The sequence below is a fragment of the Nitrospira sp. genome (assembly GCA_024760525.1).
Classification (GTDB): Bacteria; Nitrospirota; Nitrospiria; order Nitrospirales; family Nitrospiraceae; genus Nitrospira_D.
Window position 1 is genome coordinate 3498885 of record CP060499.1, and the last position, 18710, is coordinate 3517594.

The window sequence follows — 18710 nt, forward strand, 5'->3', positions numbered from 1 at the left end:
CCGTAATGTCCCGTTCAGAATGATAGACGGAAGCGGCAGCGAAATATTACAGAGCGACTGACGGGCAGGAAGAACGTATCGAAAAAGCTTGGGAAATCAGATGAAAGATAGGCAAACAGACCAGATGATTATCCGCACGTGCAGTTGAGACAACCATGTCTGCTACAGATGCCGCAAGCGTCCTCGAGAGACGTACGCAGCGCTTGGCGTGCTCTGTGCAAACGAACCGTGAGATTGTTCCGTGATATTTTTAACTCCTTTGCGACACGTGCCGGCGATTCGCCATCGAGATCGATGCGTTCGATCAGCTCTGCGTAGTTCCCACGAAGACTCGAAAGGAGACCGTGAAGACAGGCACAAGCGGTTGCCTTGACTTCATCCGGTGGCGGCTCCTGATGAGTGCCCAGAACGATCGATTCCTGCTGTAGGGCCTGGTTACGACGAACCTCAGCTCCCTGGGCACGATAATAGTCGATGATGGTATGGCGAAGGATGCGGTAGAACCAGGCCAGCGCACTGTCCTCGTTGTGCAATGAGCGGGAATGCTCGACGGCTCGGATGAGGCTTTGCTGGAGGATATCGTCCGCGATACCTTGATCGCCGACTCGCCGCCGGACAAACTGCTTGAAAGCCGACTCGTGCTCAAGCAGTCGTTCAATGACTCCGCTCTTTCTTGCCTCATCCATCACAATCACAATATCATCACCACATCACTTCTTCGAGTCCGCTTCGAGAATGCTGCGGATGATGGTGACGACATTCTCGGGAACCATGTTGGCGCCATCAACTTTGATATTCCCATCCAGCAGGAGCGACGGCGTAGACGACACCTTGATCCGTTCGCCCCATCGGCGCCCATCCTCGAACAGCTTGGCCGGCTTTCCGCTTTCCATCCCGGCTTCGAATGTATCGATGTCGAGGCCGACCTCTTTGATCAGCAGTGAACGAATTGAACGATCCAGAACACCATCAAGCTTGTCCTTGTGAATAGTGCGAAACAGAACGGCCTTCATGCGGTCTCCCTTGCCCATCAGCTTCGCCTGCTCGTACATGTCAAAGGCGGTGGGGAGTTTGCCTGGAATGACGGGAAATCCGACCATGGTAAGCTCGACCTTGTTCCCGAATTCTTTGAGAAGCAAAGGCACCCCGGTTTCCTCGAAGTGATGGCAATGCGGGCAGTAGAAGTCGGCAAACTCGACCACCTTCACTTTACCCGGCTGATGGGTCGAGGGTTCGTCGTTGAGTACTTCGAACTTGCCCTTCAGCTCCGGCTTGGCGGCTTGCGCACCGAACGGGACAGCGAACAGCCCGATCGCTCCCACCATCACACATGCAAGCGTCCACATCGACGTGATACGACCGTTCATCTCATACTCCTTTCACAGGTAAGCGTCCGGCGTTCATTATAGCGGATGGAGCCTATACTTGCGCTTTGTTATAATTGCGGCATGAGAAGGTCAAGATATGTGTGTGCCGCCTTCGCATTTGCAATCCTTTCCGGCTGTGCCTTGACCGGTGATCAGGGAGATACTCTACCCTCAGGAACGCCTCGGATCAGTTACGCCCAGGTTAAATCGACTCCGGAATCGTATGATGGACAACCTGTGACATTCGGGGGAAAAGTGTTGGCTGCGAGGAGGCTGAAGGAGGGGACTAGAATCGAGATCCTGCAATTGCCGCTGACTGCTTCCCTCCAACCGACGATGGATCTCAGCAAGTCCGAAGGCCGTTTTGTCGCCATGCAGAAGGACTTTTTGGACCCTGCGACGGTGCCACCCGGCACGTTTCTCACCGTTACAGGAGAAATGGCCGGCTCCGTCACCTTACCGCTCGACGAAATGCAATACAGTTACCCTGTCATACGGATCAATAATCTGCGTGTCTGGAGCGAAAACGAGGATGAAGCGCCTCGAATGCGCCCCCATCCCTATATGGGCTACCGCCCTTATTGGGGACCCTATTGGTCCCCCTACTGGAGTCCCTGGCCTTACTATTGGTAAGACCGTCTGCATCCTTGGTCGAGTCTTCTCCCACCTCTCTTAACGCTCGACATTTTCCTTCCTGTAGCTATTGAGCACGAACAGCACTCAACTAGATTGCACTTGGTACGCTAGATTGTATACAATTCTGGAGTCTTGTCTCCCGGAAGCGGTACCTCTGAACACCGACGTGCTTCTTGATCGATTGGATACAGAAACCATGGGAACATCAAACAGTCGGATGAGAGAACAAGAACGCTCCAACCTTAGCGCATCGATCGTGGCCGCACTCAAGGAACAAATCATCCATTGGCACTACCCTCCGGAACATCGATTGACCGAAGCCGAACTCTGCAAGGAGTTCGGCGTGAGCCGAAGTCCGGTGCGTGAAGCGCTCCGCATGCTGGCGTCCGAAGGATTTGTCAGAAAATTGCCGAATCGGGCCTACGTCGTCCGACAGTACAGTCTCGGTGAGATCGAGGAGCTCTACGAGCTTCGCTTAGCGTTGGAGCTCTATACCGTCGAACGCTTAGCGACAAAGGGTCCTCTCCACAGAAACGATCAAGAGGATATCAATAAACTCAAGAACACATGGACCGAGTTGTTGAACGGATCCGCCAAGAAGGCCGATGAACTCGCCAGACTGGACACGCTGTTTCACGAGACACTCGCCCATGCCTTGGGAAACAAGCCTCTCTTGCAGCACCTCCGCACCATCAATGAGCGGTTGATGCTGTTTCGGATGATCGACTTCGACAAGTCGGACCGAGCGCAAAGCACATGCCGTCAGCATCTCAGAATTCTGAAATGCATCGTATCCAAGGATGCTCAAGGAGCACGGGCGGCGATGCAACGCAACATCGAGGAAGGACGGAACAACGTTCACACCGCGATTAAGGACGCGTTGGCCAAAGCGTACTCGTTGAGAACGTAACGAAGGTTTTCTCATCTCGCCGGGCAATGGAGTGCCACGCATGCATGTGCACGCCCTTTCCGTCGGCATTCAGGTCCCGACCCATCATTTCAGCGGGATCGTGCATAGCGTCTTCCACCAGGCCTGTAACATACGACTCGACCCGGATGGCCTGCTGACTCTTCTTCCCTCCGAGAAAGACAATGTTCCACAGGGTATTCGCTTGAATACCTCGTCCCGGCCTGTCTTCTCGGATCACCTCCGAGTCGGCCAACCGGTCGCCTGCCGGGGAGGTATTCTCCGCGCCAGCGGACTCGATTTTTCCGTTGACCTGCGACCCGCCCGTCCTTGGCATATCGATCTCCAAGAGTTGCGCATTGATCTTCGGCACCGCGCCCAAGCCCACTCCTGGGCGATCGCCTGGTCGCAATTGCAGCGCTCAGGGCGCAGAGGCGGCCTATGGAAGATTCTGAAACCTGTTTCTCCCTCAACAGGGCAGTCGGATACTCCAGCCGCCACTGAAGTGCTTCTACACCCGATGGCTCATGCAATTCCTGCCCTGTTGCACGCAACGAGAGATTTTCAGCTGGAAGATGCCAAGGCTTCCAGTAGGTCATTGATCGGCCTAGGGCCCGGCCTAACTCCGTCCGGCGACGATTTTCTTGTGGGCTATTTGGCCGGCTTATGGGCCACGGCGGGTCACAGCCCATCGCGAACGCAGTTCGTGGCCGCCCTCGGCGTTGAAATATCCGCAGCAGCGCGAAACACCAATGAGATCAGCGGCGCCTATCTCCGATCAGCAGCCACGGGCCATGTCTCTGAACCCATCGCGAAGTTAGCGCAGCAGCTGAGACAGGCAAGTGACATGAGAAGTGTCAGGATGGCCACACAAGGCGCGTTGCAAGTCGGCCATACGTCCGGCGCCGACGGGGTGTTGGGTCTGTTGTTGGGCTGCCTCGCCTGGCAAAGCCCGGCCCCTGATCTTCCTTATGCGTCTGTGCTCTTCGATAGGTCTGTCGACCGTGACATGCAGCTGGAATGATGAAGGAGCGATGAGACCTGATCCACGAGTTGATTTGCCGTATGGCTAGAGCTCCAGATTTGCTCTTGACATTGTATACAATGTTGTGTTCCATTTGGGCCCGTAGCTCTCACCAAGGACCGACCACATGGCCACGGCTACCAAAGTACTCAAGAATTTTTATCGTGACTCCGTCTCGCTGATGCAACTCTCCTCCACGTTCGCCAAGCTGCCGGGCGTGGAGCAAGCCTCGGCCATCATGGCCTCTCCCAACAACATGAGCTTGCTCCGGGAAGCCGGCTTGCTGACCGAATCCGTCGACGCCAGCGCCAATGACCTGCTGATCGCGCTGCAAGGCGACGCCGATGCACTGGAATCAGCGTTGGCAGCCGCGGAGTCGGCATTGAAACAGCCGCCTCCATCGTCTTCGGGAAGCGGACCGTCACGCGGCCTCCCCCCCCGAAGCATCGAAATGGGTCTGGGGAATATGGTCGGCGCGAACCTTGTCCTGATCTCCACTCCCGGCGAGTACGCGGCATCCGAAGCCTTCAAGGCCTTGAGTCTCGGCCTCAACGTGATGCTGTTCAGTGACAACGTCGAGTTGAAGGACGAAATCGCCCTCAAACGTTTCGCCCAATCCCGCGATCTCATCGTGATGGGCCCGGATTGCGGAACGGCCATCATCAGCGGCATCCCGCTCGCCTTCGCCAACGTGGTGCGCCGCGGGGTCATCGGTGTCGTCGGAGCATCCGGCACGGGTTTACAGCAGGTCACCTGCCTGGTCGATCGATGGGGGGGCGGCATTTCACAAGCGATCGGCACGGGCGGGCACGATTTGCATCGCGACGTGGGCGGCATTTCCATGCTCCAAGGACTGAATGCCCTCGTGGCCGACTCCTCCACTTCGGTCATCGTGCTGATCTCCAAACCTCCATCGCCGGACGTGGCCGGACATGTGCTGGAAGCGGCTGCGCGCGCCGGGAAGCCGGTCGTGGTGAATTTTCTCGGCGCCGATCCTGCGCGCGTCAGGCGCGGCAATGTGTTCGCCGCCACAACTCTGGAGGATGCCGCAGCGGCAGCGGTGGCCCTCGCTGAAGGCCGAAACCCTGATGATGCGAAACCGAAATGCCCACCTGTCTCCATTCCGTCCAAACTGTCCCCCGGACAGCACTACATCCGCGGTCTGTACAGTGGGGGGACCTTTTGTTACGAAGCGACCCTCTTGCTGAAGAAAGAGTTAGGACAAGTCTCTTCCAACACGCCGGTAGAGCCCGGAGACCGTTTAGGCGATGTCTGGACGAGTCGTGCGCACACCGTCATCGATTTGGGTGACGATCTGTTCACCCGCGGACGTCCGCATCCGATGATCGATCACCGACTGAGGAATGAACGCCTCATCAAAGAGGCGACCGATCCCGAAACGGCGGTCATCCTGCTGGACGTGGTCCTTGGATATGGGTCTCATGCCGATCCCGCGGGTGAAATCGTGCCGGTCGTTCAAAAGGCGCGCGAGGTGGCGGGCAAGGCCGGAAGAGACCTGGTGATCATAGGCTTCGTGTGCGGGACTGCCGGAGATCCACAGAATCTCGCTCGGCAAGAAGCGGCCTTGCGAGAGGCCGGCGTCATCCTTGCTGAGAGCAACGCTCAAGCGGTGCGCATGGCAACCGCCGTGGCAGTAGGAGCAGGGGCTGTCGGAGGGCGATCATGATGCAGGCCATGTTCCAAGAGAAGCTTCAGGTATTGAATGTCGGGCTTTCTTCCTTCGCTGATTCCATCGTCATGGCAGGCGGTTCCGCTCTCCAGATCGAATGGGCTCCTCCCGCGCAGGGGCAGGCGGAAGTGGGCCGTGACCTGGCCAGACTGGTCAACCTTTCCTCTGTTGAAACAGCGAACCAGACAGCCTTCGACGCCTACCAATCGGCCCAGCCGGTGCTTCGCGGAGTCGGTATTGCGGGGCAAGTCATTCCCAACATGGCGGAGCGCATGATTCTCCACAGTGGTCCTCCCATTGCCTGGAACGACATGTGTGGCCCGATGAAAGGAGCGATTGTCGGCGCCATTCTCTACGAAGGGTGGGCCGAGGATCTGGTCAAGGCGGAGTCGCTTGTTTCCCGTGGCGAGATTGTCTTCGAAGCATGCCATCACCATCGCGCGGTCGGCCCCATGGCCGGCATCATCAGCCCCTCCATGCCGGTCTGGATCGTGGACAATACCACCCAGGGCAACCAGGCGTTCTGCAATTTTAACGAGGGGATCGGAAAGGCGCTTCGATTCGGCGCCAACGGTCCGGAAGTGATCAACCGTCTCAAGTGGATGGGCCAGGTCCTTGCCCCGGCGTTACGGGGGGGCATCGAGACGCTGGGCGGGCTCGAGCTGAAGACCTTGATGGCGCAGGCGCTGCACATGGGAGACGAGATCCACAATCGCAATGTCGCGGCGTCTTCGCTGTTCCTGAAGAAGTTGGTCCCCGCGCTCTTGAAGACACGCACGCCGTCGAACGAGATCGCCGCGGCCGTCGACTTTATCGCCGGCAACGATCACTTCTTCCTCAATCTTTCCATGGCTGCTTGTAAAGCCATGCTCGATGCCGCGCACGCCGTGCCCGGCAGCAGCATGGTCACGGCCATGGCGCGCAACGGCGTCGAGTTCGGGATTCGCGTCAGCGGGACCGGCGAGCAATGGTTTACGGCGCCGGCGCCGATCGTCGAGGGGCTTCTTTTCCCAGGATATGCTCCGTCGGATGCGGCGCCCGATCTGGGCGACAGTGCGATCACCGAGACAGCCGGTATCGGCGGTTTTGCGATGGCGACCTCTCCGGCCATCGTCAAGTTCGTCGGAGGCACTCCGCAGGACGCGATCGACAATACCATGTCCATGACCCATATCACCCTCGGTCGAAACAACGCGTTTACACTGCCGCCGATGAACTTTGCCGGTTCACCGGCAGGCATCGACATCCGGAAAGTCGTCGATACCGGCATTCAACCGATCATCAATACGGGGATCGCCCACCGCGAGGCCGGAGTCGGCCAGATCGGAGCCGGCATTACGCGCGCCCCGCTGGCCTGTTTCACACAGGCGGTATCCGCGCTGGCCCGCGCCGTAGAACGGAGCGAGTAAGGAGGCAGCGTCATGAGCGCGACGAACAAACTGGCGGTGGTGGCGGTCGGCGGCAACGCATTGATCAGAGACAAACATCACGAATCGATCCCCGATCAGAGCCGGGAAGCGGCCCTCACCTCACACCACATCGCCGACATGATTGCAGCCGGATGGAACGTAGTCATCACGCATGGGACCGGCCCGCAAGTCGGGTTCATCATGCGCCGCTCCGAGTTGGCATTGGAAGAGGTCCCACCCGTGCCGATGGACTACGCCGATGCCGATCTACAGGGAGGCATCGGCTACATGTTCCTCAAGGCACTGCATAACGAATTTCAGCAGCGCCGATTGGATCGAAAGGCCGTGGCCATCATCACGCAAACGCTGGTAGATCGCAACGATCCCGCCTTTGCCGATCCGTCCAAACCCATCGGGTCTCATATGGATGAGCAGACGGCGCAGCGACTCGCGTCCCGTCAGGGTTGGATCGTAAAGGAAGACGCCGGACGCGGGTGGCGACGCGTGGTGCCCTCTCCCCTGCCGAAGACCATCGTCGAGTTGGCGGCGATCAAGACATTGGCTCACGCAGGGTTCGTCGTGATTGCCTGCGGCGGAGGAGGAATCCCGGTGGTGGAAGATGACGGAGGAAATCTGAACGGAGTCGAGGCCGTCATCGACAAGGACCTGGCCTCGAGCCTGCTGGCCCGCGGCATCGGCGCCGATCTGTTGATGGTCTCTACCGGTGTGGAGAAGGTGGCGATCGACTTCAATAAGCCCACCCAACGGTGGCTGGATCGCATGACGGTGGCCGAAGCGAAGCGCTACTATGCGGACGATCAATTCGATAAAGGCAGCATGGGACCGAAGATCCAAGCCCTGATCGAATTCATAGAAGGAGGTGGACAGACCGGGTTGATCACCAATCCTGAGAATATCGGTCGCGCCTTGGCCGGTAAAACGGGAACGTTCATCGTGAAATAATATAGTAGGCATCAGGATGCTCAAAAGGCTGTCCAGCAAGGCCGCAGCAAGCGAAAAGGCAAGGCGTAATCCTTTTCACCCACCACCCCGAGCTGCTTTGGCAGCTCTTTCCCGGTGGTACGTTGAGCCTTTGAGCGATGCGAGAACGCCGGCGGCGGACTTTTTCAGCATCCTGGTAGGCGCCACACACATCTTACCCGTAGGGAGGACATATATGTCCGAATCACGCAAACTGACAAGACGCCAAGTGTTACAAGGAACCGCAGCTGCCGGGGCGTTGAGCATGTTGGGGAACTTGGAGTGGATCGGCGAAGCCTGGGGCGCATCCGACAAGGTCAAGATGGGGTTCATCTTCGTAGGGCCGCGAGATGACTATGGATACAATCAGGCCCATTTCGAGGGGAAAGCGGCGGTGGCCAAGCTTGAGTGGGTCAAAGCCTTTGACGAAGAAAAAGTCCCGGAGACGATCGAGGTTCAAAAAACCATGGAGAGCATGGTCAAACTGGACGCAGCGCAGGTCTTGTTTCCCACCTCCTTCGGGTATTTCGATCCTCATATTCTCAAGGTCGCACCCCAATTCCCCAATATTCAGTTCTTACACTGCGGAGGACTGTATCAGGAAGGAAAACACCCCAAGAATGTGGGCAGTTACTTCGGCTATATCGACGAATCCCAGTATGTGGCCGGCATAGTCGCCGGTGGGATGAGCAAGAGCGGGAAACTGGGATTTGTGGCGGCAAAGCCGATTCCACAGGTCTTGCGCAATATCAACAACTATACGCTCGGCGCCCGCAGCATCAATCCGAAGTGCACGACCCATGTCATTTTCACAGGAGACTGGTCCTTGCCGGTCCGTGAAGCCGAGGCGACGAACAGCTTGGTCGACCAAGGCATCGACGTCGTCACCTGCCACGTCGACAGCCCCAAGGTCGTTATTACGACCACAGAAAAGCGTGGCATCTACTGCACCGGGTATCACTGCAATCAATCGAAGCTGGCCCCCAAAGGGTATCTCACGGGAGCAGAATGGAACTGGGCCAAGGTCTATATGGATTACGCCGACATGATTCGAAAAGGGCAGACCGTTCCGCATCTCGTGCGCGGCGGGCTGAAGGAAGGCATCGTCAAGGTATCGGACTATAACCAAGTGGTGACGGATGCCGTTCGCAAACAAGCCGATGCGGCCAAAGATAAATTCATGAGCGGGGGGATGGTCGTGTACAAGGGCCCGATCAAAGACAATACAGGCCGTGTCGTCGTTGCTGCGGGAACGGAACATGTCCAGACCGATATGTGGCTGGAAAGCATGGATTGGCTGGTAGAGGGAGTCATCGGTTCAACGAAGTCGTGAGCAGAACCGTGCCGCAAACGCTGAACAAAGCGCTGGAACCGTTCTTCATCATCGTCGGGTCGTTGATGGTCTCGATGGTGTTGTTCGGCATCTTTGTGGCTTCGGCAGGAGCAGATCCGTTCGAGGTGTATCAGACCATGTATCGTGCCGCCTTCGGCACCTCGTTTTCCTGGCAGAATACGCTGATCCGAGCCGCGCCGCTGATGCTGACGGCGCTCTGCACCGCGCTGCCCGGGTACCTCGGGTTGATTATCATCGGGGGCGAGGGTGCAGTGGTCATGGGCGGTCTCTTCGCGGCGATTGCGGCGCTCACCATGCCGACTGCTCCCCCGATGGTCGTTTTGACCACCATGGCGCTCGTGGGCATGGTGGGAGGCGGGCTGTGGCTGACCATCGGAGGAGCATTGCGGCATTATCGCGCCGTCAATGAAACCATCAGCAGTCTGTTGCTGAACTATATCGCCATCGCGGTATTGAACCATCTCGTGACCAGTACCTTTCGGGATCCGGAAAGTCTCAATCATCCTTCGACGCATCATATCGGAGAAGCCAATATGATCGGCGCCATTCCTGGAACGGACCTCCACTGGGGATTAGTGTTCGGGGTCGTGGCGTGCATCATCGCATGGTTTCTCATGCATCACACCGTATTCGGTTTTGCATCCCAAGTTGCCGGAGGCAATGTTCGGGCGGCTCAAATCGCAGGGTTGCCGGTCGGGCGACTGATCTTGATCATCTGCTTCGTGGCAGGCGCGGCCGGCGGGCTGGCCGGCATGGTAGAGGTGGCGGCCATTCATGGCCGGGCCAATGACACCCTCAATGCCAATTATGGGTATGCCGGCATTCTCGTGGCCTTTGTGGCGCGCAATAATCCGTTGGCCATCATTCCTGTTGCCATCTTGCTGGGCGGCATCCGCGCGAGCAGCGGATTGCTGCAACGCGCGCACGAACTGCCCGATGCGACCGTGCTCGTGATGCAGGGAATTATTTTTCTCGTCATCCTCTTCAGTGAAACCCTATACGGCCGCTTTTCGAAGTTGCAGAAACAAGGAGCGTGATGGAAATCGGATGGTGGGGAGTCCTCATCGCCGTCTTGGGCGGCGCGATTCGAATCGGCACGCCGTTTCTTTTTGTCTCGCTGGGCGAGTGTTTGACCGAGAAAAGCGGGCGCATCAACTTGGGTCTGGAAGGCACACTGGTCATGGGCGCCATGACCGGCTATGCCGTCTCGCTGCACAGCGGGTCCCCCTGGCTGGGAGTCCTGTGCGCCGGATTGGCCGGCATGGTGCTCGGCGCCCTGCACAGCTGGCTCTGCAGCTTCAAACGAGTCAACGATATCGCCGTGGGGATCGCGATGATGCTGTTCGGCACGGGATTGGCCTTCTTTCTGGGGAAGCCGTACATCCAGCCATCTGCGCCCCGGCTGCCCTCGATCGATCTCGGCGCATGGAGTGATATCCCCCAACTGAAGGCGGCTCTGCAGATCAATGCGCTGTTCCTCATGGGAATCGTCGTGGCCATTGCGCTTGCATGGATGTTGAAGAACACCGCATGGGGATTAAAAGTACGAGTCGTCGGCGAAAGCGCGGATGCGGCCCGCGCCCTGGGATTGCCGGTCGATCGCATACGGATTCTCAGCACGGCTCAAGGAGGATTCTTGGCAGGGATCGGCGGGTCATATCTATCCCTCTACTACCCGTTCAACTGGAGTGAAGGCCTCTCGAGCGGACAGGGACTGATGGCGGTGGCCTTGGTGATTTTCGCTCGTTGGCATCCGGTAGGCTGCCTCTGGGTCTCTCTTTTGTGGGGAGGGGCCGCCGCGTTAGGACCTTCCTTGCAATCCGTCGGCATTACAGGCGGCTACTACATCTTCAACGCGATCCCGTACATCATGACCTTGGCCGTCATGATCATCACCTGTTCTCCAAAACGCACGCTTGTAGGAGTGCCCCATGAACTCACAGTAACTCGTTAGTCGACACAGGATGACTCGAACGAACCCTAACCCAGACATTCAGGAGAGGTGAGCCATGAGTCGATACGTGACATCCGACCCCTACCCTTATCCCTATAACGGCGATCTCCGGCCGGACAATTCGGTCTTTCTCATCATCGATATGCAGACCGACTTTTGCGGCAAAGGCGGCTATGTCGACAAGATGGGCTATGACATTTCTCTCACTCGCGCGCCGATCGCGCATATCCTCAAAGTGCTGTCGAAAGCCCGAACCATCGGTATGCATGTGTTTCACACCCGGGAAGGACACAGGCCCGACCTGTCGGACCTACCCGAGAACAAGCGCTGGCGCAGCAGGCAGATCGGAGCCGGCATCGGCGACCCAGGTCCCTGCGGCAAGATTCTGGTACGGGGCGAGCCCGGCTGGGACATCATCCCTGAATTGGCTCCGAAGGAGGGCGAACCGATCATCGACAAGCCCGGCAAGGGTTCGTTCTGGGCGACCGATCTGGAGATGTTGTTGCGGCTCCGCGGTATTCAGAATGTGATCTTGGCAGGAATCACCACCGATGTCTGTGTCCACACCACGATGCGGGAAGCCAATGATCGGGGCTTCGAATGTCTTCTGCTGGAGGATTGTTGCGGGGCAACCGATTACACGAACCATCAGGCTGCGCTGAAGATGGTCAAAATGCAGGGCGGAGTGTTCGGCGCCGTGGCAAAATCGGACGCCTTGCTGGAAGCGCTGTCATGACCAACGGAGTTCCTCCGGATCTGCAAGCGTTAGGCATTACCAAACGCTTCGGTCCGCTCACCGCCTTGAAGGACGTGAATCTTCAATTGCGGTCCGGCCAGTTTCATGCCCTGCTCGGCGAGAACGGCGCGGGCAAAAGCACCCTCGTCAAATGCATCATGGGGTATTACCACCCTGATGAGGGGAAAATTTCGTTGAATCAGGAGCAGGTCACGATTCGCAGCCCTCGTGACGCGCAGACGTTCGGCATCGGGATGGTCTATCAGCAATTTACGCTGATCCCCAACATGACGGTGCTGGAAAACCTGGTCATCTCAAAAGCGAAATTGGACTCGCTCATCGATTGGAAAAAAGAAGAGCATCAATTGTCGGAGTTCATGGAGAAGATGCCGTTCAAGGTGTCGCTTACCGCTCGGGTCAGCTCGCTCGCCGCGGGTGAAAAACAAAAAGTTGAAATTCTTAAGCAACTCGCGCTGCAGAACCGAATCCTTATTCTGGACGAACCGACTTCCGTTCTGACCCCACAAGAAGCCGACGAAATGCTGGGGCACCTCAGAGCCATGACGCTGGCGCAACAATTGAGCGTCCTGATCATTACGCACAAACTTCGAGAAGTCGCGGCTTTCGCGGACGAAGTGACGGTGTTGCGCAAGGGACAATTCGTAGGGTCCGGGAAAGTCTCGGAGCTCACCATCCCGAAGATGGCGGAGATGATGGTGGGATCTGAAGTCACGGCGAAGCCGAAACAACGAAACGTGCGATCAACCAAAGTCCCCAAGCTGGTGCTGCAAGATATCCGCGTCAAGGATGAGAGCGGCGTGGAAGTCGTGCGGGGTCTGCACCTCACCATCCATGAGGGCGAGATCGTCGGGGTAGCCGGCGTATCGGGGAACGGACAACGAGAACTCGTCGAGGTGTTGGCAGGGCAGCGTCAAGCCGCTGCGGGCACGATCCAGGCACATGATCAATCCTATCAACCGACCCGAGAGCAGATCATGTGCCATAAAATGTTCTGTCTTCCCGAAGAACCGCTCCAGAACACGTGTGTCGGGCGGATGAGCGTGGCGGACAATCTGGCGTTTCGCAACTTCGATGTCGAGCCTCACGCGGTGGGCGGTTGGCTCATCAGCCGACCTGCGCTCCGTCGCAGCGCGCACGAACTGATTCAACGCTACAACATCAAACCGCCTTTTCCCGATACGCCCATTCAGTCGCTTTCGGGAGGCAATGTCCAGCGCGCGGTCTTGGCGCGTGAGCTGTCGGGGGATGTCGAGATCTTGATCATCGCCAACCCCTGCTTCGGGCTGGACTTTCTGGCCATGGAGGAAATTCGTATGCAGATCGTCGCCGCACGCAATCGCGGAACGGCGGTGCTGCTGGTCAGCGAAGACCTCGATGAAATCTTGGAACTATCCGACCGTGTGGTGGTGATGTTCAACGGCCAACTCGTATACGAAACCACGTCGTCCGACGCCGATCTCGGCATCATCGGACGGCATATGACAGGACATTCAACATGAATACCGTACCGGCCTCTCCTTATCCCTATCCATTGCCGTCGCGAGCCTCGGGCGAAAAGGTTGCGCTGGTCATCATCGACATGCAGCGCGATTTCGTGGAACCGGGCGGCTTCGGCGCTGCGCTGGGCAACAAGGTTGAACTCCTGCAAAAGATCGTGCCGACAGTCTCGAAACTCCTCAAGACGTTTCGGGAATTGGGATTGCCCGTGATTCATACACGAGAAGGCCATCGACCCGATCTGTCGGACTGCCCGCCGGCCAAGAGGCGGCGCGGCGATTCCACGCTTCGCATCGGCGACCCAGGCCCCATGGGGCGCATCCTGGTATTGGGCGAGCCGGGAAATGACATTGTCCCGGAGCTGCGTCCTCAGGCAGGCGAACTCGTCATCGACAAGCCGGGTAAGGGGGCATTCTACGCCACCGCCTTACAGGAACGTCTCAAAGAGCTCGGCATCACTCATCTGGTCTTTACGGGAGTCACCACCGAGGTCTGTGTGCAAACCAGCATGAGAGAAGCCAACGACCGCGGCTATGACTGTCTCCTGGTCGAGGACGGAACCGAAAGCTATTTCCCAGAGTTTAAGCAAGCGACAGTCCGCATGATTCAATCGCAGGGCGGCATCGTCGGCTGGGTAACGACGGCGGATCGCCTAACAGACGCCCTCCGTAACACCTATGGTTCATGAATTGAATAACTGAGCCAATACCAATTCAGGATTAGGAACGTTTCGGAGAATAGAAATGGAGGAATCGTTACCGACATGGTCTCCTCATCACAGCAGTGTGCGCCATGTCACTGTTCAGGAACGGCACCACGAAGTAGCCTCGATGTCTTTCATCCAAACAACCTATCCGCCGATCATAGGGAGCGCCGCGTGAACCAGAGCGAAGTGCTGCTCGCAGTAAACGGCACGCTGATGCGAGGACTCGAACTCAACCCCAACATGGTGGCCGCCAAGGCCACGTTTGTCCGTGAAACGATGACCGAGCCCACGTACCGTCTTTGGACGATCAACGACGAGCATCCTGCGATGCTGCGTGTCACCGATGGGACAGGCGTCAAAGTGGCGGTCGAAGTCTGGTCAGTGCCAGCCGAAGGGTTGGCCGGAATCCTGCTGAGTGAACCACCCGGTCTGTGCATCGGAAAGGTGCGGCTGGAAGACGGAACCATCGTCCTGGGTGTATTGGGCGAACCCGCGCTCGTCGAAAAGCACCGAGAGATCACCGCATACGGTGGCTGGCGATCATATATGGCAAAGCACCCTCAGAAGTCGCGTTAACTTTCGATAGACAAGTGCCATGACTTCAGACGAAACCGCTCGCAGATAAAACATGAGCCATGGCGCGTGGATATTTTTCCTCTCAAGGCTTCTTCACTCATGAGTCGTAGTCGTCATAGCCGGCGTCGGCGCCTCCAGCAGTACTGCGAGATTCTGCCGCGCTCGTATGAATGCGGCACGGGCGCGGAAATGTGATGCCTCCAGCGATTGTCCAATATCCCTCAGCAAACCACTGTACTCTTCGAGGATCACAATCAGCTGAGGGTGGTCTCGGCTCAGTGTCTGCTGCTGAATCACCAACGCCCGCTCGTAGCGCAGCTTCGCCTCCTCCAACAAACCACGCTCATGCGCGAGCAAGGCCCAATTTCCGAGAATACTGCCCGTGAGCCCTTCCGCTGGTTCTTCAGCCGCTTCGTTACTGGCAAGCGCTTTACGGTATCGCCGGTCTGCGAGTTCCGACAATCCTTGCACATGATACAAATTCGCCAAATTATTCAGACAAATGGCGACCGAAGGGTGATCATCCCCCAGCCATGCACGGCGAATGGCCAGCGCCCGTATATAGAGCGGTTCAGCAAACGCGTACAGCTCCTTCTTCTTATAGACCGATGCCAGATTGTTAAGGATCGGTGCGAGATCGGCGGAATCGGTCCCATCGCGCTCCTCCAGTATGTTCAAAGCCTGATGGAACCGAGCTTCCGCCTGAACAAGTCGTCCCTGCTCCTTGTAGAGGAGTCCCAAGCCGTTATATCCAATCGCCAACTCTGGATAGCTAGGCTCTGATGCTCGCTCCTTGATTGCGAGTGACCGAAGATAATAGGCCTCCGACTGCTCAAGCTTCCCTTCATCCAGATAGATTTCCGCCAGATTGTGCAGCGCGGTCGCTACGTTGGCGTGCTCTTCCCCAACGATTTGTTCCCAAATACCTAACGCTTGCTCATAGTACGACTTCGCCTGTTCGTAACGGTGTTGTTCATGAAAGACCAGTCCCAAATTATTCAGAGTCATCGCCACGCGGTCATCGGTGGCCCCGAATTGTGCTGCTTCCTGACGTGCAGCATGAAACAGCTGTTCCGCCTCTTTGTACTTTGCCTGGTTGCGAGCGGTGGTTCCTGCGTCTGTCAGTCGCTGCCATCGATCAGTGGAACTGGCCTCCAACGGATCCGTTGGAAGTAGAAATACAAGCAGCAACATCGCAAGAGGATAGGAACAATCCCAACCGTGAAACCTACATGACCTCATGGTTCCCCCCACTGATCAAACAAATCATCTCCGCTGGCTATTCAGTTCGAAACAAGATCCAAAAAAAAGGGCGGGGCGAAGGAGGAGGCAGGCAACCTTCACCCCGCGCTTGGTCCGAGCCGGAGGGTGCCTGCTCGGACAACACGCACATACCTTGGTTCTGTGTAACCCTCGTTTGCGTAGCATGCCTGTCAGAACCGATACTCCACGCCGCCAAATGCACTAATACCCTGCCCGACATTGGCGAACCGTCTGAGTGAATCATTGACGGTCACGGCACCGGCATACGTTTTGTCGGTCAGGTTACGGCCTTCCGCGTAGAGCGTCAGATTCTTCGTGATATTCCAGCCCGACCGGAAGTTGACGATGAAGTAGGCCGGGGCCTTCTGTGTATTGAGATAATCGGTGTAAATACCGGTCATCACCCATTCCATATTCGGCGCAAGCCACCATCCCTGAGGATGGTCATAGCGCAGTTCCCCGGCCAGATTATGCTCGGGCGCGCCGGCGATCGTGTTTCCCGCGGAGGCAATCAGCACATTGGGACCACCGACGCCACCAGCTCGGACATCCTCCGTAAATCTGAAATGCGACCACGTATAGGCCGCCCGCACCTGTAAGCTGTCGCTGTTCATCCCGCTTCCGGACGTGAACAATCCCTTGGCCAGCACCATGACTCCGCCCGCTTCGACGCCGACATGGCGTGTGCCGTTCGCATTTTGAAAGGTGCTTTGATTGTTGATGTTCGAGGCGAGATATTCTTTTTGCATTTCCAAATCATAGACCGTCAAATCCCAGAGGTAGCGTTTGCTTTCCGTGGCACCACGGTATCCTAGTTCAAACTGCCAACCTCGCTGGGCGTCGAGATTCAGAAACCCTCTGTTGGGAGAGCCGTCTGCATTGACCGAAGACAATAATTCCAGATCGAGCGGAGGCTCATACGCTCGGCTGGCGTTGAAATACACTTGAGACGCGGGGGTCGCCTTATAGACGAACCCAAGCTTGGGATTGATCGCATCGAAGTGCCTGAGTCCCTGTTGGGTATTGGCCAACGTCGAGTCGGCGTTCTGTGTCGGGATTCCAACCGGGGCGAAATTCTGAATGGTTCCTTGTCGAGTCGAATAATCCCACCGTGCGCCGAGCACCAATGTGAATTTGTCGGTCAGATCGAGTGCATTCTCACCGTACACGCCGACGTAGAAGGTTTGGAGGGCCGCATGCTGCGTGAGCGCGCCGGCACTTCCTCGGACATTCACGAACCGTCTCTGATTGCGGTCGCCATACCGCGGCTGAACGCCGACGACAAACGAATTGGCCATACCGAAGACCGGGTTCGCGTTGGAATAGCGGAGTTCGCCTCCGACGTTATGGTTGTTCTGTCGAAGCACCTGGAAAATAGGATGGTCGAGGTACTGGTACGAATAGTAGGGGATGATCTCGATGAATTGATTGGTGGCAAACTCGTTCCGGTAGGCGATGCCTATCCGTTGGAGATTGTAGTATCGCCCGTACTTACAGGTCTGACTATCGAGGACGCACGCGAAAAAGTTTCCCCCGGACGGATCCGCCCCAGGAGTTTGATTTCCCGCCTGCCTTCGATTGGCGAAGAGTTGCTCATTGGTGAGCGTGCCGGGAAGGAATTCGGACACGTTGGCCTGGAGAAAATAGGCGCGGATTTCCTGATGCGTGCCGAGCTGCAGTCCCACATTGGCATTGACCCGCTGCCGAGCCTGTTCGCTGTGCTCTTGAAACCCATCCTGCCGATTCCCGGACGCGCTGATGTAATAGTCCGCCGTCGCGTCCATATTTCCGATCTTGAACGGCGTGCTGACTCTCCCGCTGGACACTTGGCCGCTGACAAATCCGAAGCTGCCGCCGATCGCCCTCATTTGGAGGGTGGACGCGTTGTATCCGGTTCGAGGAACAAAATTGATCGCGCCTCCCATCGTGTTGGCACCATATCGAAGGGCATTCGCACCCTTATAGACTTCGATCCGCTCATAAGCGAGCAGATCGATCGCTTCAAAATCCGAAAAGCCGTCTGCATCTCCGAAATAGATGCCGTTGATCAAGATATTGATGCCGCGATGATGAAAATTGTTCCGCAACGACGTGCCGCGGATTTGAAATTGCCCCTCATCTGCTCCGTTCCTGCTCTGAAATCGGACGCCGGGAGCGAATTGCAGCACATCCTGGAGATTTAGTGCCCGCGACTGCACAATCTCCTTCTCCTGGATGAGGATGCTACTGCTGGGCCGTCTGGCGAGTTCCTTCTTTACCGATTCGATACTTTCGATCCGCTGACCTTCGACTTGAATGGGCTCTAACTCAATCACCTCAGAGTCTGCCTTCTTTTCTGAACCGTCTTGAGCCCACACCGGCGGCATACTTAGGCCAACGATCACGGAGCAAATAACTCCCGTGAATACCCGCAGCCGACAAAATGTCTTACGGCTCTCCCGCCTCACCATGTTCGATCCTCCTCGACGATGTACTTTCTCATTGCGATTACTCATCATGGCTTTCCCACGTACGGGTGCCTTCCGGTACGGTTTTGATCCCCAAAGACCTCTTCATGCCAAGGAGAGCGGGGCAAAGGAGGGGGGCAGA

Annotated in this window: 17 protein-coding genes; 13 read left to right on the forward strand and 4 right to left on the reverse strand. The window is 57.1% G+C overall.

What is annotated here, in order from left to right:
- Positions 1–128: 128 nt before the first annotated feature.
- Together H8K04_16495 and H8K04_16500 are read right to left on the reverse strand one after the other, a co-directional pair.
- A complete protein-coding gene (locus H8K04_16495; GenBank protein ID UVT15391.1) occupies positions 129–686 on the reverse strand; it encodes a sigma-70 family RNA polymerase sigma factor in 558 nt (185 codons plus the stop codon).
- Between the two features lie 24 nt (positions 687–710).
- The gene (locus H8K04_16500) at positions 711–1367 is read right to left on the reverse strand and encodes a thioredoxin domain-containing protein (GenBank protein UVT15392.1); all 657 of its coding nucleotides are present in this window, start codon (positions 1365–1367) and stop codon (positions 711–713) included.
- An 81-nt stretch (positions 1368–1448) separates the two neighbouring features.
- Between H8K04_16500 and H8K04_16505 the strand changes: the two genes are divergently transcribed.
- From H8K04_16505 to H8K04_16565, 13 genes are all read left to right on the forward strand, one after another.
- On the forward strand, positions 1449–2000 hold the full coding sequence (locus H8K04_16505) for a Slp family lipoprotein (protein ID UVT15393.1): 552 nt from the start codon (positions 1449–1451) through the stop codon (positions 1998–2000).
- 199 nt (positions 2001–2199) lie between these two features.
- Positions 2200–2913, forward strand: a complete 714-nt coding sequence (locus H8K04_16510) for a GntR family transcriptional regulator (protein UVT15394.1) — start codon at positions 2200–2202, stop codon at positions 2911–2913.
- A gap of 40 nt (positions 2914–2953) precedes the next feature.
- A complete protein-coding gene (locus H8K04_16515; protein ID UVT15395.1) occupies positions 2954–3934 on the forward strand; it encodes a DUF2877 domain-containing protein in 981 nt (326 codons plus the stop codon).
- A 127-nt stretch (positions 3935–4061) separates the two neighbouring features.
- Positions 4062–5621, forward strand: coding sequence for an acyl-CoA synthetase FdrA (gene fdrA / locus H8K04_16520; GenBank protein UVT15396.1), 1560 nt, complete (start codon positions 4062–4064; stop codon positions 5619–5621).
- Complete coding sequence (locus H8K04_16525; GenBank protein ID UVT18021.1) at positions 5621–7033, forward strand: DUF1116 domain-containing protein; 1413 nt, start codon at positions 5621–5623, stop codon at positions 7031–7033. Before fdrA ends, H8K04_16525 begins: the two co-directional genes overlap by 1 nt.
- 12 nt (positions 7034–7045) lie before the next feature.
- A complete protein-coding gene (gene arcC / locus H8K04_16530; protein UVT15397.1) occupies positions 7046–7996 on the forward strand; it encodes a carbamate kinase in 951 nt (316 codons plus the stop codon).
- A gap of 214 nt (positions 7997–8210) precedes the next feature.
- Positions 8211–9347 (forward strand): BMP family ABC transporter substrate-binding protein, encoded by a 1137-nt coding sequence (locus tag H8K04_16535; protein UVT15398.1) that lies wholly within the window; start codon positions 8211–8213, stop codon positions 9345–9347.
- A gap of 65 nt (positions 9348–9412) precedes the next feature.
- Positions 9413–10405 (forward strand): ABC transporter permease, encoded by a 993-nt coding sequence (locus H8K04_16540; protein UVT18022.1) that lies wholly within the window; start codon positions 9413–9415, stop codon positions 10403–10405.
- A complete protein-coding gene (locus tag H8K04_16545) occupies positions 10405–11322 on the forward strand; it encodes an ABC transporter permease (protein ID UVT15399.1) in 918 nt (305 codons plus the stop codon). The genes H8K04_16540 and H8K04_16545 overlap by 1 nt, the downstream gene beginning before the upstream one ends.
- A 55-nt stretch (positions 11323–11377) precedes the next feature.
- Positions 11378–12058 carry a cysteine hydrolase gene (locus H8K04_16550; protein UVT15400.1) on the forward strand — a complete coding sequence of 227 codons (681 nt, stop codon included), beginning with the start codon at positions 11378–11380 and terminating at the stop codon, positions 12056–12058.
- Positions 12055–13578, forward strand: coding sequence for an ABC transporter ATP-binding protein (locus H8K04_16555; protein ID UVT15401.1), 1524 nt, complete (start codon positions 12055–12057; stop codon positions 13576–13578). The genes H8K04_16550 and H8K04_16555 overlap by 4 nt, the downstream gene beginning before the upstream one ends.
- Positions 13575–14264: a cysteine hydrolase gene (locus H8K04_16560; protein ID UVT15402.1), complete on the forward strand. Its 690-nt coding sequence runs from the start codon at positions 13575–13577 to the stop codon at positions 14262–14264. The genes H8K04_16555 and H8K04_16560 overlap by 4 nt, the downstream gene beginning before the upstream one ends.
- Positions 14265–14495: 231 nt before the next feature.
- Positions 14496–14858, forward strand: a complete 363-nt coding sequence (locus tag H8K04_16565; GenBank protein UVT18023.1) for a glutamyl-tRNA amidotransferase — start codon at positions 14496–14498, stop codon at positions 14856–14858.
- Between the two features lie 93 nt (positions 14859–14951).
- Here H8K04_16565 and H8K04_16570 read toward each other — a convergent pair whose 3' ends face one another.
- Positions 14952–16100 carry a tetratricopeptide repeat protein gene (locus H8K04_16570; protein ID UVT15403.1) on the reverse strand — a complete coding sequence of 383 codons (1149 nt, stop codon included), beginning with the start codon at positions 16098–16100 and terminating at the stop codon, positions 14952–14954.
- Positions 16101–16291: 191 nt separating this feature from the next.
- Positions 16292–18571 (reverse strand): TonB-dependent receptor, encoded by a 2280-nt coding sequence (locus H8K04_16575; GenBank protein ID UVT15404.1) that lies wholly within the window; start codon positions 18569–18571, stop codon positions 16292–16294.
- Between the last annotated feature and the right edge of the window lie 139 nt (positions 18572–18710).

What these genes read in the sequence shown, in the direction of transcription:
- H8K04_16515 (UVT15395.1), top strand. Translation starts at nt 2,954, where the DNA reads ATGCATGTGCACGCCCTTTCCGTCGGCATTCAGGTCCCGACCCATCAT.
- H8K04_16525 (UVT18021.1), top strand. Translation starts at nt 5,621, where the DNA reads ATGCAGGCCATGTTCCAAGAGAAGCTTCAGGTATTGAATGTCGGGCTT.
- H8K04_16500 (UVT15392.1), bottom strand. Translation starts at nt 1,367, where the DNA reads ATGAACGGTCGTATCACGTCGATGTGGACGCTTGCATGTGTGATGGTG.
- fdrA (UVT15396.1), top strand. Translation starts at nt 4,062, where the DNA reads ATGGCCACGGCTACCAAAGTACTCAAGAATTTTTATCGTGACTCCGTC.
- H8K04_16550 (UVT15400.1), top strand. Translation starts at nt 11,378, where the DNA reads ATGAGTCGATACGTGACATCCGACCCCTACCCTTATCCCTATAACGGC.
- H8K04_16535 (UVT15398.1), top strand. Translation starts at nt 8,211, where the DNA reads ATGTCCGAATCACGCAAACTGACAAGACGCCAAGTGTTACAAGGAACC.
- H8K04_16565 (UVT18023.1), top strand. Translation starts at nt 14,496, where the DNA reads ATGCGAGGACTCGAACTCAACCCCAACATGGTGGCCGCCAAGGCCACG.
- arcC (UVT15397.1), top strand. Translation starts at nt 7,046, where the DNA reads ATGAGCGCGACGAACAAACTGGCGGTGGTGGCGGTCGGCGGCAACGCA.
- H8K04_16495 (UVT15391.1), bottom strand. Translation starts at nt 686, where the DNA reads ATGGATGAGGCAAGAAAGAGCGGAGTCATTGAACGACTGCTTGAGCAC.
- H8K04_16575 (UVT15404.1), bottom strand. Translation starts at nt 18,571, where the DNA reads ATGGTGAGGCGGGAGAGCCGTAAGACATTTTGTCGGCTGCGGGTATTC.
- H8K04_16570 (UVT15403.1), bottom strand. Translation starts at nt 16,100, where the DNA reads ATGAGGTCATGTAGGTTTCACGGTTGGGATTGTTCCTATCCTCTTGCG.
- H8K04_16510 (UVT15394.1), top strand. Translation starts at nt 2,200, where the DNA reads ATGGGAACATCAAACAGTCGGATGAGAGAACAAGAACGCTCCAACCTT.
- H8K04_16560 (UVT15402.1), top strand. Translation starts at nt 13,575, where the DNA reads ATGAATACCGTACCGGCCTCTCCTTATCCCTATCCATTGCCGTCGCGA.
- H8K04_16545 (UVT15399.1), top strand. Translation starts at nt 10,405, where the DNA reads ATGGAAATCGGATGGTGGGGAGTCCTCATCGCCGTCTTGGGCGGCGCG.
- H8K04_16505 (UVT15393.1), top strand. Translation starts at nt 1,449, where the DNA reads ATGAGAAGGTCAAGATATGTGTGTGCCGCCTTCGCATTTGCAATCCTT.
- H8K04_16555 (UVT15401.1), top strand. Translation starts at nt 12,055, where the DNA reads ATGACCAACGGAGTTCCTCCGGATCTGCAAGCGTTAGGCATTACCAAA.
- H8K04_16540 (UVT18022.1), top strand. Translation starts at nt 9,413, where the DNA reads ATGGTCTCGATGGTGTTGTTCGGCATCTTTGTGGCTTCGGCAGGAGCA.